Raw genomic sequence first — 13,342 nt, 5'->3', positions numbered from 1 at the left:
ATTCTTATCGTTATGAAGAAATATATCTTAGCAATTATAGTCTTGGCGAGTTGTTTCGCTTGTCAGCCAACCGAGGACGAGAAGGCGGCGCCACTGATGAAAAAGATAGAGACGCTCTATCACGATGGACAGTATCAGGCTGCGCTCAACGCCATCACCCAGCTGCGCGCCCAGCATCCTCGGGCCATCAAGAGCCGTCAGCGGGCATTGGTCATCTGGCAAGATGCCAGTCTGAAGATGACGCAACAGGACATCGGACGCACCGACTCTGCCCTGCAAGCCACTATTCAGCAGATGAACAGCGAGCGCAGTCTGCTTCGTCGCAACCAGCTGCGTGTCAAGCGCGACTCTCTGCAGGTACGCTATGATGCACTTTGTGGTACGGTCAGAATCATTCATGCACGACAGAAACAAAACAAGCAATAACGGTCGGCTTGACTGATCCGAGAGATAGATGATAGAGTGCGGAAGCCATTTCTGTGCTCTTCATATCTGTTATCATCGTGTTGCAGTCAAGTCCAACGTAGCGTATTCATAAAGCAAAAGTTTGCTTATGTGATTTTTTTTTCGTAAGTTTGCAGAAACGTTGAAACCATTAACTTTATTGTTTCTAATCATCCAACAATATCAAGTGTATGAAAGAATTCTTTAAGATGACCGGTGCGACTGTTGTCGGCCTTTTCGTTTTCACCATCGTAGCGTTCTTGATCGCTATGATGACGCTGTCGGGGATGATGGCGGCATCAGAGGCTACTCCGAGCGTGCAGAAGAACAGTGTTCTCGTGTTGAAACTTGATGGAAGCTTGTCAGATCATGGTACCACTTCGCTGAGCGACGAACTGCAAGGCAACACCAGTCAGACTTTGGAAGATATACTCACGGCGATCAAGCAGGCAAAGACCAACGACAAGATAGCCGGCATCTATCTTGAGGGCGGCAGCTTCGGTGCTGATCCGGCTCAGGTAGAAGAGATCTATGATGCCTTGCAGGATTACAAGATCTCGGGAAAGTGGCTGGTGGCATACGCTGACAGCTATAATGCCTTTACCTATTATCTTGCCAGTGCTGCCGATAAAATCTATCTCAATCCTCAGGGTGTTGTTGATTGGCACGGCCTCGGCGGAAAGATGATGTATTTCAAACCCTTGCTGGATAAGATTGGAATCAAATTCAATGTATTCAAGTGCGGTAAGTATAAGAGTGCCACTGAGCCGTTGATCAACGACCACATGAGTGACGAAGCCCGTGCCCAGACCACACGGTTCATTCAAGGTACATGGGATAAGATCGTAGCTACGGTGAGCAAGAACCGCAAGATCAGCGCAGACACACTCAACGCATACGCTGACCGATACATCGGCGTAGAGGATGCGAAGAACTTTCAGAAATATCATCTCGTCGACGGATTGCTCTATGCAGACCAAATGAAGGCCAATATCAAGAAGCGCTTGGGACTGGACAACGACGACATGATCCCACAGGTGTCAGCCAGTGACCTGGCTTCCACGGTCAAAGAAAGTAAAGGCGACGAGATCGCCGTGTACTATGCCGAGGGAGAAATTGTTGACGAGGCTTCGCCGCAGTCGATGTTCAACAGTGGCAGCATGATTGTTGGTAAGGACATGGCCGATGATCTCAATGGCTTAGCCGACGATGACGGCGTGAAGGCTGTCGTCATCCGCGTGGATTCTCCCGGTGGCTCAGCTTATGCATCCGAACAGATTTGGCACGCCATCAAGAATTTGGCCAAGCGTAAGCCGGTCGTCGTGTCGATGGGCGGCTATGCTGCTTCGGGCGGTTACTACATCAGTGCGCCTGCCGACTATATTATCGCTGAGCCCACTACGCTGACGGGCAGCATTGGCATTTATGGCGCGAGCATCGACCGCTCTAAGTTGATGACGGGCAAGTTGGGCATCAACGCCGATTATGTTCAGACCAACCGCAACAGTACTATGGGCGACGACATGGCACCCATGACGGTGGAGCAAGAGTCACTCATGCAAGCCTCTGTCAATCGTGGCTACCGTCTCTTCAAGTCCCGTGTGGCTGAAGGCCGTGCCATGACGATGGACCGTGTGGAGGAGTTGGCCCAAGGACATGTCTACTTAGGTATGGATGCGAAGAAGCTGAAACTTGTCGATGCCTTAGGCGGACTGGATGTGGCAGTAGCGAAAGCCGCGGAGTTGGCTTCACTCTCAGAGTGGCATACCGTTTCCTATCCAGGAGCTGAGGATATGTTTGACCAGATGATGGATCTGTTCAGCAGTTCCACGGGCTCTTATCTCGACGGTCAGCTGCGTGCCGTGTTGGGCGATGACTATGGTGCCTACATGATGATGCGTAGGGCAACTTCGATGAGCCGCTTGCAGGCACGGCTGCCTTATGAGTTGATAATCAAATAAAAATCATGCGAACAGAAGGGGATTACATCAAAATCAATGAATGGCTCTTGCCGCTGAGTTGGCTCTATGGCTTAGGTGTGGGCTTCCGCAACTGGCTCTTTGACCTCGGCGTGCTTAAAAAGCGGTCCTTTGCGATACCGATCATCGCTGTGGGCAATATCACGGTGGGCGGATCCGGCAAGACACCACATGTGGAATATCTCATCCGACTGCTGAAAGATGTGGTGAAGGTCGGCGTGCTCTCGCGTGGCTATAAGCGCAAGAGCAAAGGTTATGTACTCGCTGACGACGAGACGACAGCACGCGAGATCGGTGACGAGCCTTACCAGATGAAGCAGAAATTCCCCGATGTCTACGTCGCTGTAGACAAGAACCGCTGTCAGGGCGTAGACAGGCTGACGCATGACAAGGAGACTCACGATGTCGACGTCATCCTTCTCGATGATGCCTACCAGCACCGCTATATCAAGCCCGGTATCAACATTCTGCTCGTCGACTATCACCGATTGATCATCTACGACAAGCTCTTGCCGGCTGGCCGGCTGCGTGAGAGTCTCAACGGCAAGAGTCGTGCCGACATCGTGATCATCACCAAATGTCCGAAAGACTTGAAGCCGATGGAGTTTCGTGTGCTCACCAAGGCCATGAACCTCTATCCCTATCAGGAACTCTATTTTACTTGCATCGACTACGACGCTCCCGTCGCTGTCTTCCCTAACGAAGCAGAGTCGCTCGCTGAGGCAGATTCTCCACTATGTGGCAAAAATGTGTTGTTGCTCACGGGCATCGCTTCGCCTTTGCAGATGGAGGCCGACCTGAAGAGGCAGTGCCGGTCGATCACACCGCTGACCTTTGCTGACCACCATTTCTTCAAGGCAAAGGACGCGCAGCGCATCAACGAGGCTTTTCAATCGTTGCCCGAACCGCGTGTGGTCATCACTACAGACAAAGACAGTACACGTCTTGTGAACCTCGAAGGACTTGACGACGATGTGCGGCGGCATCTCTACCGCCTGCCCATCCGCATCAGGTTTATGCTCGACGAGGCTGAGACGTTCAACCATAAAATCATTAGCTATGTACAAAAAAATTCAAGAAACAGCATCCTGGCTAAAGGCAAGGATGACAGCAAGCCCGCAGACCGCCATCATTCTGGGAACAGGCCTCGGACAATTAGCTTCCGAGATAACTAAGACACTGGAAATCCCTTACAAGGATATTCCCAACTTCCCCGTGTCTACCGTGGAGGGACATGCCGGCAAGCTCATCTTCGGACAGCTCGGTGGCGTGGACATCATTGCCATGGACGGCCGTTTCCATTTCTATGAGGGCTACTCGATGAAGGAGGTTACCTTCCCCGAGCGGGTGATGTATGAGTTGGGTATCAAGACGCTTTTCGTCAGCAACGCCTCCGGCGGCATGAACCCGAAGTTCCATATCGGCGACATGATGGTCATCACCGACCATATCAACCTCTTCCCCGAACATCCTCTGCGTGGTAAGAACTTCCCGACAGGTCCGCGCTTCCCCGATATGCATGAGGCTTACGACCATGAGCTGATCGCTCTCGCCGACAGCATCGCCAAGGAGAAGGGCATCGCCCTGCAGCATGGTGTCTATGTAGGCGTACAGGGTCCTACCTTCGAGACGCCTTCCGAGTATCGGATGTATCATCTCTTGGGTGGTGACGCGGTAGGCATGTCTACTGTTCCTGAGGTGATAGTGGCGCGTCACTGCGGCATCAAGGTCTTTGGCATGAGCATCATCACCGACTTGGGCGGCTTTGAGCCACCTGTGGAGGTCAGCCATGAGGAAGTGCAGAAGGCTGCCAACAGCGCGGAACCCAAGATGACGGAGATCATGCGCGAAATGATCATTAGACAGAGTAACAAGTAGAAAAGACGGAATAACATAGTATACTGATTTTGAATTAGACATAGTAACATAGTATACGGACTTAAAATTAGACATAGTAACATAGTATACAGATACTCGTAGGAGAATATATGGAAATTGCAAAGTTGGGTGAGTTTGGTCTGATCGATCATCTCACTAAAGACATCAAGCCAATCAACGAGTCGACACGCTACGGTGTGGGCGACGACTGCGCGGTGCTCCATTATCCTGATTCGGAGGTATTGGTGACCACGGACATGCTCATGGAAGGCATCCACTTTGATCTTACCTATATCACGATGCAGGAGTTGGGCTACAAGGCCGCGATGGTCAACATATCTGATATCTTTGCCATGAACGGTACGCCACGGCAGATGACAGTGTCTTTGGCTATCGGCAAACGACTGAAAGTGGAGGACATCGAGGCTTTCTACGATGGCCTGCGCAAGGCTTGCGAGAAGTGGAGCGTGGATGTCGTAGGTGGAGACACGACGGCATCCTATACCGGACTGGCCATCAGCATCACGTGTATCGGTGAGGCAAAGAAAGAGGACATCGTCTACCGCAATGGTGCCAATGAGACGGACTTGATTTGTGTCACAGGCGATCTCGGTGCTGCTTACATGGGCTTGCAGTTGCTCGAGCGCGAGAAGAGTGTGTTCTATCAGCAAGTCGACGCCATGAACAAGAAGTTGCAGGAGGCGCACAAGGCCGGGAACACGAAGCTGGTAGAGCATCTGCAGCAGGAGGCACGCAAGCTCAATGACTTCCAACCGGACTTCGCCGGTAAGGAATATCTGCTTCAACGGCAGCTCAAGCCGGAGGCGCGTGGCGATGTCATCAACCTGTTGCGGGAGAACAATATCCATCCCACGGCAATGATGGACATCTCTGACGGACTCTCTTCCGAGCTCTTGCATATCTGCAAGCAGAGTCACTGTGGGTGTCGCGTTTATGAGAAGAATATTCCGATCGACTATCAGACGGCGGTGATGGCGGAAGAGCTGAACATGAATGTCACAACGTGTGCGATGAACGGCGGCGACGACTATGAGCTTCTCTTCACCTGTCCGATTGGTGATCACGACAAGCTCGACGCTTTGGAGAGCAAGGGCATCAAGCAGATCGGATATATCACGAAAGAGGAGTTGGGTACTCGCCTGATCTCTCGCGACAATAAGGAGTTTGACATCACGGCGCAAGGTTGGAATGCGTTGAAGGAGTAAGCATTTGGTTGATGCCGTTCCTCAAGAATACTATAAGCATTTCATGCATTGCACGAAATGTGCATGTCTGCCAATACACAGAATTTCCCTACCCATTCACATGAAAGGGTAGGGATCTGCAATTGTTATAGTACTTTCATTTCTTTTGTTCGACCCTATGATTTGCCAATATAGTTTCTGCACAGGTAGTCGTTGAGCTTTTCTTTGTACAGATCACCGATGGGCAGCAGCATGTCGTTGTCGAGCATCACACGCGTCTTGCTGACTTCCTGGATACGACGGAGGTTGATGATGTAGGAGCGGTGGATTCGCATGAAATAGTCGGGAAGACGCTCTTCCAGCCGTTTCAGTGAATAGAGCGAGACAACAGGACGGCGTGGCAGTCCACGGTCATCCTTTCCGTCGAGATGAATCTTCAGGTATTCGCTCATTCCTTCTATGTAGATGATGTCGCTCAACCGAATCTTGACCATACGTCCCTCCACCTTGACGAAAAGAGAATCGGTGCTGCTGCCAATCTTCGGAAGAGAAGAGTCAGTCGGCTCCGTCGTGCCGCACTGTTCCTGACGGTTTGCTGAGGGTTGCTGCAATGTAACCGGTGTTGAAGCCTGCTCCTTTTCTCCCAGTCGCCTGCGCAACTTCTCTGATGCCCGACGGAAGTCGTCGAGTCCAAAAGGTTTTAGGAGGTAATCCACAGCATCGACCTTGAAGCCTTCCACCGCGTATTCTGAGTAGGCTGTCGTAAACACGACGAGCGGCGGAAACGACAGGCTTTTGATGAAGTCCATGCCGTTGAGGTCGGGCATGTTGATGTCGCAAAACACAGCATCTACCATGTCTTTCGACAACACCTCCTTAGCTTCCATGGCACTGGGGCATGCCTTGACAAGTTGAAGATAAGGAATCTTATTAATGAAATTAACCAGTTGTTGCAGAGCGAGCGGCTCATCGTCAATTGCCAAACATCTAATCATGATTTTCTGTCTTTTGTATGGGGAATCGGAGAAGGACGTCGTAAACGTCTGTCTTGTCCTTGATATCAAGTGTATAGCGATCATCGTAAATCAGGTCAAGCCTACGCTTCACGTTGGTGAGCCCTACTCCACCGACGGAAGGCACCTTGCTCGCCTCCGTCACGGGCTTCTTGCTGTTAATGCAGGAAAAGAGCAGCTCACCGTCGTCGACGTCCATCGCGATGTTGATGAAGCTGTCCTGTTTATAGCTGACGCCGTGTTTGAAGGCATTCTCTACGAAGGTGGGGAAGATCAGTGGCGGTATGCTCACGTCGGGAAGATTGTCGGGAATGTCGATCGTCACGGTCAACCGATCGTTGTATCTCAGCCGCATCAACTTCACATAATTTCGCAGGAAAAGGATGTCGTTATGTAGAGAGACCCGGTCCTTATCGCCTTCATAGAGTACAAAACGCATCATCACAGACAGTTCTCTCAGGCATTCCTTAGCTTTCTCCGCATCCATGTCGATGAGCACCTGAATGTTGTTGAGGGTGTTCATGAAGAAGTGCGGGTTGATCTGAAACTTCAGATATTGCAGTTGCAGGAACATCCTTTCTTTCTCAAGTTGCTGTAGATGGTTGCGGTCTTGCTCTGATTTGAAATAGAACTTCACGCCGAGATTCAGTCCAAGTACGCCTACGAGCAGGAGCAGGTTCACCACATACTCCGGACCTAATGCCCCCAAGTGGTGATCATCGAAGTGACGCATGGGAAACGGGGGCTGTATGTGATTCTTTTGTGCCAACCTGTTCTCTCTTTCTATCAGCCAGAGCGGCGGACGATTTCTGCAGGGATCCGGACCATGAAGATAGTTTGACACGGCGAAGAAAATTGCCAGCAAAGCGAGCACCGAACAGAAGTATGCGACACGCATCTTCTTGATCAGTAACGGAGCCAGCAAGAAGTTATGGATAATAAAGCACAGGCAGAAGATCAAGAACCATCGCCAGATATGGAAGACTTCTTCCCAATGAAACTCTGCTTGCGTCACTGTGAAGGAACGCAAATAGAATATGATGATAGGCAATAGGAAAAACAGCAGCCACATCAGCACGTAGATGGCATTCTCAGGAGATAGCCAGTATTTTCTTCTCATTGCTATTATTAACGATCAATTATCTAACTTATTATGCTACATTATGAGCCCAAGAACGATTGATGTACTACCCGCTTGCACCATATATAGTCTTGCGCCATGATACCCGTTTCATAAAATGGTGCAAGCCTCGTGTCCCCACGAAACTTGCACCGCGAGTACTATATGAATGAAAAGACTATTCTGGCACAAATGGCATTGTTTATCGTATGAACTCACTCTCTTATGACATCATTCCTACAAACTGTAATCCGATGTCCTTTTCGAGTAGCAAAGTTATGAAAAAACCTTCTTTGTTGCTTTAATCTTTCAGCCAAAAGGCCAGACCATTCAGCCAAATGTCTCGTGTCAGTCCCTTTTGTACTCCACAAAGGCTTCCATCGCCTCATAGCAGGCAAGGCCGAGATCGTCGTACTTCTTTGCCGTGGCACGGTTGCGGTCTTCCGCGCGCTGCCAGAACAGTCGCTCGTCGTTGCCCAAGAAGGGCGCGAAGTCGGCCTGAGAAGCATGCTTGAGAATGGCGTTGCGCTTGTGGCGCAGCTGTTCAGGCGACATGGGCACACACATCTCTATATCCTTTACGTCCCACTCTGCCCACGCTCCGCGGTACATCCAGATGCGGCAATCGTTGAGCCATTCCGCTCCCGCCTGTTGCTCAAGATCTATGGCTGCGAGTACCGCATCGGTGCATTTGCGGTGTGTGCCGTGCGGATCGGCAAGGTCACCAGCCACAAAGATCTGGTGAGGCTTGATGTCCTGAAGCAAGCGGCGCACAATGTTGACATCACGCTCTGTCATCGGATATTTCTCCACTCTGCCACTTTCGTAGAAAGGAAGGTCGAGGAAGTGGACATGATCGGAGTGCACTCCATTATATGTACTTGCCGTACGGGCCTCGCCACGACGGATCAATCCTTTGATCGTTCTTACGTCCTGCGTGTCTATGTCTCCTTCTTTCTTGTTGGCAAGAAACTGTTTGATGTCGTGATACATGCTGACGATTACCTGATCATCAGCGTTCATAAACAGTTGGTTGAAACCGTTGAGAAAGTGCATGAAACGTGTCACCTCCTCGTCGTTGACGGCAATGTCACCGCTCGTCTCGTAAGCGATGTGGACATCATGGCCTTGCTCTACAAGACGGTGCAGGGTTCCGCCCATCGAGATGACGTCGTCGTCGGGGTGAGGCGAAAAGACGATGACCCGCTTGGGATAGGGTTTTGCACGCTCCGGACGATAGGTGTCGTCGTCATTGGGCTTGCCGCCTGGCCATCCGGTAATCGTATGTTGCAAGTGATTGAAGATCCTGATGTTGCAGTTATAAGCCGAACCGTAGAGAGCCAAAAGCTCGGAGAGACCGTTGCTGTTATAGTCCTTGTTGGTCAGTTTCAGTATCGGTTTCTGCGTTTTCTCGCAAAGCCACACCACAGCGGCGCAGGTGAGCTTGTCATCCCATTTGCAGTTGGAGACCAGCCAAGGGTGGACGATGCGGGTCAGCTTGGCAGCGGCAGCGAGGTCGATGACCACATGCGCGTCGTTGTGAGTCTGAAGAAACGATGCGGGGATGTCCTCCGTGATAGGACCTTCTACCGTTTTTTGGATGATGTCGGCCTTGTCGTCGCCCCATGCCGTGAGGAAGATATGGCGGGCAGAGAGTATCGTGCTGATGCCCATCGTGATGCTGCAAGGCGGTACGGGCTCTTGTCCACCGAAACTCATCGTCATCTCTTCACGCGACACACTGTCGATCAGAATCAGCCGTGACCTTGAGGTGATGACTGATCCAGGCTCGTTGGCCGCGATGTTGCCACTGCGCCCGATGCCGAGAAGAGCAATGTCTAAACCGCCATAGCGCTGGATTTGTTGCTCATATTGTGCGCACTGATCCTGAATATTCTCTTGCGCGACACTGCCATCGGGCGAGAAGATATTCTCCGGACAGATGTCAACATGGTCGAGCAAGCGGTCACGCAACTGCCGCAGACTGGTAATGGCAGAACCGGCCTTCTGTGGAAAGTAATCATAGACATTGAAGACGATGACATTGTGAAAACTCAATCCTTCGCATTGGTGACGGCGCACGAGTTCCTCATAGATGGGTGTCAGACTCTGTCCGGTGCCGAGTGCCAATAAGCAAGGCTTGTTTTCCTGTGCCTTGGCTTTGATTTCTCTTTCGATGGCGTCGGCGATATTGTCCACGGCATCTTCTGTTTTGGGAAAGATATCTGTGTGGATTTTCTCGAAGCGAGTCAGTTCCGAACGCTCAACGGCCGTCTTGGGCTGATAGAGATTCTCGGCCACTTTGTTCAGAACGATATGGGAAGTAAGGTTGAAATGAATCATTTTTGAAGTGAACGGTAATAACGATAGGTGGAGACTTTCAGTTCGTCTGTGGCTTGCTCATCGCAGACGACGACTGTGTTGGTATGGAGTTGCAGGGCGCTGGCCGGGCACATCTGTGTGACAGGTCCCTCGACAACGGCCTGAAGCGCGCGCGCCTTGTGGTGTCCGTTGCACAGAATCATCACCTCACGGGCATCGGTCACGGTGGCTACGCCTACGGTGAGTGCCTGACGTGGCGTCAGACTGGCATCACCGCCGAAGAAGCGTGAGTTGGCGATTCGGGTGTCATCGTTGAGTGTCATCACCCTTGTACGTGAACGCAGGCTCGATCCCGGCTCGTTGAAAGCGATGTGCCCGTCAACGCCGAGTCCGCCGATGAACAGGTCAATGCCGCCAGCTTGCCTGATGGCACGCTCGTAGGCTTCGCATTCGGCTTGCAGGTCCGTGGCATTGCCGTTGAGAATATGGATATTCTTTTGCGGGCAATCGATATGGTTGAAAAGATGGTTGAACATAAAAGAGTGGTAGCTTTGAGGATGATCCTCAGCCAAACCGACGTATTCATCCATGTTGAAGGTAACTACATTTCGGAAAGACACCTTTCCCTCGCGGCAGGCCTTGACCAAAAGAGCATACATGCCCTCAGGCGTGGAACCTGTTGGCAAGCCTAAGACAAAGGGATGGTCAGCTGTAGAGTGCGATGCGTTAATGCGACGGATCACATGGTCCGCAGCCCACTGAGAGAGCGTCTCATAGTCGTTTTCAATGATTACTTGCATATTGGTCTTTGTTATTAAGTATGATATTTAGGTCAGAATGAGCTCTAAACTGGGTTTATTCTTGTTTCAGGTGACGGATGTTTCTCATCAGCCCCTCGTATTTCGCACGCTTCACGGCAGAGCCTTTGAAGAGGCGGCGATAGTCCTCGACAGAGAGCTGACGCCACTTGTCGAGTGTCATCTCAAGCAGTTCTTCTTTGGGCTGCAGTTCCGGCGTGGTGTTTGGCTTTGCAAATCTGTTCCAGGGACACGCCTGCTGACAGCGGTCGCAACCGTAGAAGCAATTGCCCATCGCCGACTGTGCTTCCTCGCTGAGCTCACCTTTGTTCTCAATCGTCTGGTAAGAGAGACAGCGGTCAGCGTTGAACTCGCCCGACTCAAGCAGGGCGTGCGTCGGACAGGCATCGATGCAGCGACGACAAATGCCGCAGCGGTTAGGCATCGGATCGTCGGGAGGAAGCTCTATGTCGAGGAAGAGCTCACCAAGAAAAAACATGCTTCCGCCATGTGGGATGATGAGCTGATGGTTCTTTCCCATCCATCCGAGTCCCGCCTTCACGGCCCAGTAACGCTCAAGGACGGGTCCGCTGTCGACAAAGACGCGATAATGTGGCGACGGTATCGGCTTCTTGCCATTGAAGCGAACCTCTTCCGGCATGATCCGGGCAGCCAGTAGCAGCAGCTTGTCGCGCATGACGGTGTGATAATCCTGCCCGAGTGCATAGCTTGCCATTTGAGGTTGGTCCTTTGGCATCGTCTGTGCGGGCGCATAATTCAGTGCTACGGAGATGATTGTCTTTAGTCCGGGCATGATCAGCCGTGGGTCGAGACGCATGTCGAGATAGTTGTCCATATAGTCCATCCCGGCATTCATGCCGTCGCTGAGCCACTTTCTCAGCCCTTGCTCGGTCTTGGCGTCTACGTGTTCAGCCCGTGCGATACCACAGGCAGAAAAGCCTAAGTCGAGAGCCTGACGCTTAAGTTCCGCTGCTTCTATCATGCTTTTATTTCTTTCTTGCCTTCATCGTGATTAACGGCACGAGCATTTCTTCCATCGAGATGCCGCCATGCTGGAACGTGTCGCGATAGTATTGCACGTAGTAGTTGTAGTTGTTGGGATAGGCAAAGAACGTGTTTCCTGTGGCGAAGGCGTAGGTCGTGCTTACATTGGGGGCCGGCAACTGAGCGTCTTTAGGTGCTTTGATGGTGAAGACCTCTTTGGAGTTGTAGTTGAGGTTCTTTCCCAGTTTATACCTCAGATTGGTGTTGGTGTTGCGGTCACCGACGATCTTGATGGGCTTCTCGCAACGGATGGAACCGTGATCCGTGGTCAGGATAACACGGTAATCGCTCTGAGACAACAGCCGGAAAAGCTCGCCGATGACAGAGTGGCGGAACCAGCTCTGCGTGATGCTGCGGTAGGCTGCCTCGTCGCTGGCGAGCTCGCGCACCATCTTAGATTCCGTTCTGGCATGAGAGAGCATGTCGATGAAGTTGATCACCACCACGTTGAGGTCGTTATCCTTCAGGCTGTTGTATTGTTGCAGGAAGCGGTCGGCAGCTGCCGAGTCATTGATTTTGTGGTAGGAGAAGCGGTCGTGACGGCGGTAGCGCTCGATCTGTGTGGCGATGAGCGGTGCCTCGTTGAGATTCTTGCCTTCCTCTTCGTCCTCGTCAACCCACAGCTCCGGGAACATCTGTTGGATCTTCACCGGCATCAATCCACTGAAGATGGCATTTCGGGCATACTGCGTGGCTGTCGGCAGAATGCTCATGTACATGTCTTCCTGAATGTCGAAGAGGTCGCCAATCTCCGTTGCCAGCGTGCGCCACTGGTCCCAACGGAAGTTGTCGATGACGACAAGAAAGACCTTCTCCCCTGCGCTGATGGCGGGGAAGACACATTTCTTGAAGATGTCGGGGCTCATCTGCGGGCGGTCCTCGCCGGCCTTCTGTTGAAGGAAACGGCGTGGATCCACCCAGTCGAGGTAGTTTTGCTTGACGTATTTGGCAAAGCCGTTGTTGGCTTCCTCCTTCTGCATGCTCAGCATTTCGGCGAAGGTGCTGTCGGTACTGCCGAGTTCCATGTCCCAATATGATAGGCGGCGGTAGACCTCCATCCAGTCTGTCCACGTGCGGCAATCATCGATCTGCATGGACAGTTGCTGATATTCCTGCTGGTAAGAACTCTGTGTGACCTCATTGACGATCTCCCGCCGATGGATGTTCTTCTTGAGTGTCAAGAGTATCTGGCTGGGATTGACTGGCTTGATCAGGTAGTCTGCGATCTTAGAGCCAATAGCCTGATCCATGATATCTTCCTCTTCGCTCTTAGTGACCATCACCACGGGCGTCTGAGGCTGTATCTCTTTGATACGCTGCAACGTCTCCAGGCCTGTGAGTCCCGGCATCATCTCGTCGAGCATGATCAGGTCGAACGTCTGCGTCTTACAGAGTTCTATGGCATCGGCACCATTGCTGGCAGTGGCTACCTGATAGCCTTTCTTCTCCAGAAAGATGAGATAAGCCTTGAGCAAATCCATCTCGTCATCTACCCATAATATGTCTCCGTTGTTCATCT

The 13,342-nt window shown here is 51.6% G+C and carries 11 protein-coding genes; 5 read left to right on the top strand and 6 right to left on the bottom strand.

The genetic code is table 11. From position 1 onward, the window contains the following. Positions 1 to 12 precede the first annotated feature (12 nt). The 5 genes from NG346_RS00880 (at position 13) to thiL (ending at position 5,527) form a co-directional block, all read left to right on the top strand. Positions 13 to 426 (top strand): hypothetical protein, encoded by a 414-nt coding sequence (locus tag NG346_RS00880; RefSeq protein WP_262278770.1) that lies wholly within the window; start codon positions 13 to 15, stop codon positions 424 to 426. A 209-nt stretch (positions 427 to 635) separates the two neighbouring features. Next, positions 636 to 2,405, top strand: a complete 1,770-nt coding sequence (gene sppA, locus NG346_RS00875) for a signal peptide peptidase SppA (RefSeq protein ID WP_262278771.1) — start codon at positions 636 to 638, stop codon at positions 2,403 to 2,405. A gap of 5 nt (positions 2,406 to 2,410) precedes the next feature. Then, a complete protein-coding gene (gene lpxK, locus NG346_RS00870; protein ID WP_262278772.1) occupies positions 2,411 to 3,598 on the top strand; it encodes a tetraacyldisaccharide 4'-kinase in 1,188 nt (395 codons plus the stop codon). Beyond that, positions 3,483 to 4,301 (top strand): purine-nucleoside phosphorylase, encoded by an 819-nt coding sequence (locus NG346_RS00865; RefSeq protein WP_262278773.1) that lies wholly within the window; start codon positions 3,483 to 3,485, stop codon positions 4,299 to 4,301. Before lpxK ends, NG346_RS00865 begins: the two co-directional genes overlap by 116 nt. Before the next feature lie 110 nt (positions 4,302 to 4,411). Next, on the top strand, positions 4,412 to 5,527 hold the full coding sequence (gene thiL / locus NG346_RS00860) for a thiamine-phosphate kinase (RefSeq protein WP_262278774.1): 1,116 nt from the start codon (positions 4,412 to 4,414) through the stop codon (positions 5,525 to 5,527). Positions 5,528 to 5,682: 155 nt separating this feature from the next. On the opposite strand, the gene NG346_RS00855 is transcribed toward thiL, so the two are convergent. The 6 genes from NG346_RS00855 to porX form a co-directional block, all read right to left on the bottom strand. Beyond that, on the bottom strand, positions 5,683 to 6,501 hold the full coding sequence (locus NG346_RS00855) for a LytR/AlgR family response regulator transcription factor (RefSeq protein WP_262278775.1): 819 nt from the start codon (positions 6,499 to 6,501) through the stop codon (positions 5,683 to 5,685). Continuing rightward, positions 6,494 to 7,639, bottom strand: coding sequence for a sensor histidine kinase (locus NG346_RS00850; protein WP_262278776.1), 1,146 nt, complete (start codon positions 7,637 to 7,639; stop codon positions 6,494 to 6,496). The genes NG346_RS00855 and NG346_RS00850 overlap by 8 nt, the downstream gene beginning before the upstream one ends. A gap of 348 nt (positions 7,640 to 7,987) precedes the next feature. Further along, positions 7,988 to 9,979: a glucosamine-6-phosphate deaminase gene (locus NG346_RS00845; RefSeq protein WP_262278928.1), complete on the bottom strand. Its 1,992-nt coding sequence runs from the start codon at positions 9,977 to 9,979 to the stop codon at positions 7,988 to 7,990. After that, on the bottom strand, positions 9,979 to 10,761 hold the full coding sequence (gene nagB / locus NG346_RS00840; protein ID WP_262278777.1) for a glucosamine-6-phosphate deaminase: 783 nt from the start codon (positions 10,759 to 10,761) through the stop codon (positions 9,979 to 9,981). Before nagB ends, NG346_RS00845 begins: the two co-directional genes overlap by 1 nt. A 55-nt stretch (positions 10,762 to 10,816) precedes the next feature. After that, entirely contained in the window at positions 10,817 to 11,761 is a 945-nt protein-coding gene (queG, locus tag NG346_RS00835) for a tRNA epoxyqueuosine(34) reductase QueG (RefSeq protein WP_262278778.1), read from the bottom strand. Between the two features lie 4 nt (positions 11,762 to 11,765). After that, a complete protein-coding gene (porX, locus tag NG346_RS00830) occupies positions 11,766 to 13,340 on the bottom strand; it encodes a T9SS response regulator signal transducer PorX (protein WP_262278779.1) in 1,575 nt (524 codons plus the stop codon). Positions 13,341 to 13,342 lie beyond the last annotated feature (2 nt).

The organism is Hallella absiana (assembly GCF_025457485.1).
Classification (GTDB): domain Bacteria; phylum Bacteroidota; class Bacteroidia; order Bacteroidales; family Bacteroidaceae; genus Prevotella; species Prevotella absiana.
The sequence above is the reverse complement of the archived record's forward strand: the minus strand, read 5'-3'. Positions and strand labels throughout refer to the sequence as shown.

Excerpts from the sequence above, each read along its gene's own strand:
- NG346_RS00880 (WP_262278770.1), top strand. The coding sequence starts at position 13 with ATGAAGAAATATATCTTAGCAATTATAGTCTTGGCGAGTTGTTTCGCT.
- sppA (WP_262278771.1), top strand. The coding sequence starts at position 636 with ATGAAAGAATTCTTTAAGATGACCGGTGCGACTGTTGTCGGCCTTTTC.
- lpxK (WP_262278772.1), top strand. The coding sequence starts at position 2,411 with ATGCGAACAGAAGGGGATTACATCAAAATCAATGAATGGCTCTTGCCG.
- NG346_RS00865 (WP_262278773.1), top strand. The coding sequence starts at position 3,483 with ATGTACAAAAAAATTCAAGAAACAGCATCCTGGCTAAAGGCAAGGATG.
- thiL (WP_262278774.1), top strand. The coding sequence starts at position 4,412 with ATGGAAATTGCAAAGTTGGGTGAGTTTGGTCTGATCGATCATCTCACT.
- NG346_RS00855 (WP_262278775.1), bottom strand. The coding sequence starts at position 6,501 with ATGATTAGATGTTTGGCAATTGACGATGAGCCGCTCGCTCTGCAACAA.
- NG346_RS00850 (WP_262278776.1), bottom strand. The coding sequence starts at position 7,639 with ATGAGAAGAAAATACTGGCTATCTCCTGAGAATGCCATCTACGTGCTG.
- nagB (WP_262278777.1), bottom strand. The coding sequence starts at position 10,761 with ATGCAAGTAATCATTGAAAACGACTATGAGACGCTCTCTCAGTGGGCT.
- queG (WP_262278778.1), bottom strand. The coding sequence starts at position 11,761 with ATGATAGAAGCAGCGGAACTTAAGCGTCAGGCTCTCGACTTAGGCTTT.
- porX (WP_262278779.1), bottom strand. The coding sequence starts at position 13,340 with ATGAACAACGGAGACATATTATGGGTAGATGACGAGATGGATTTGCTC.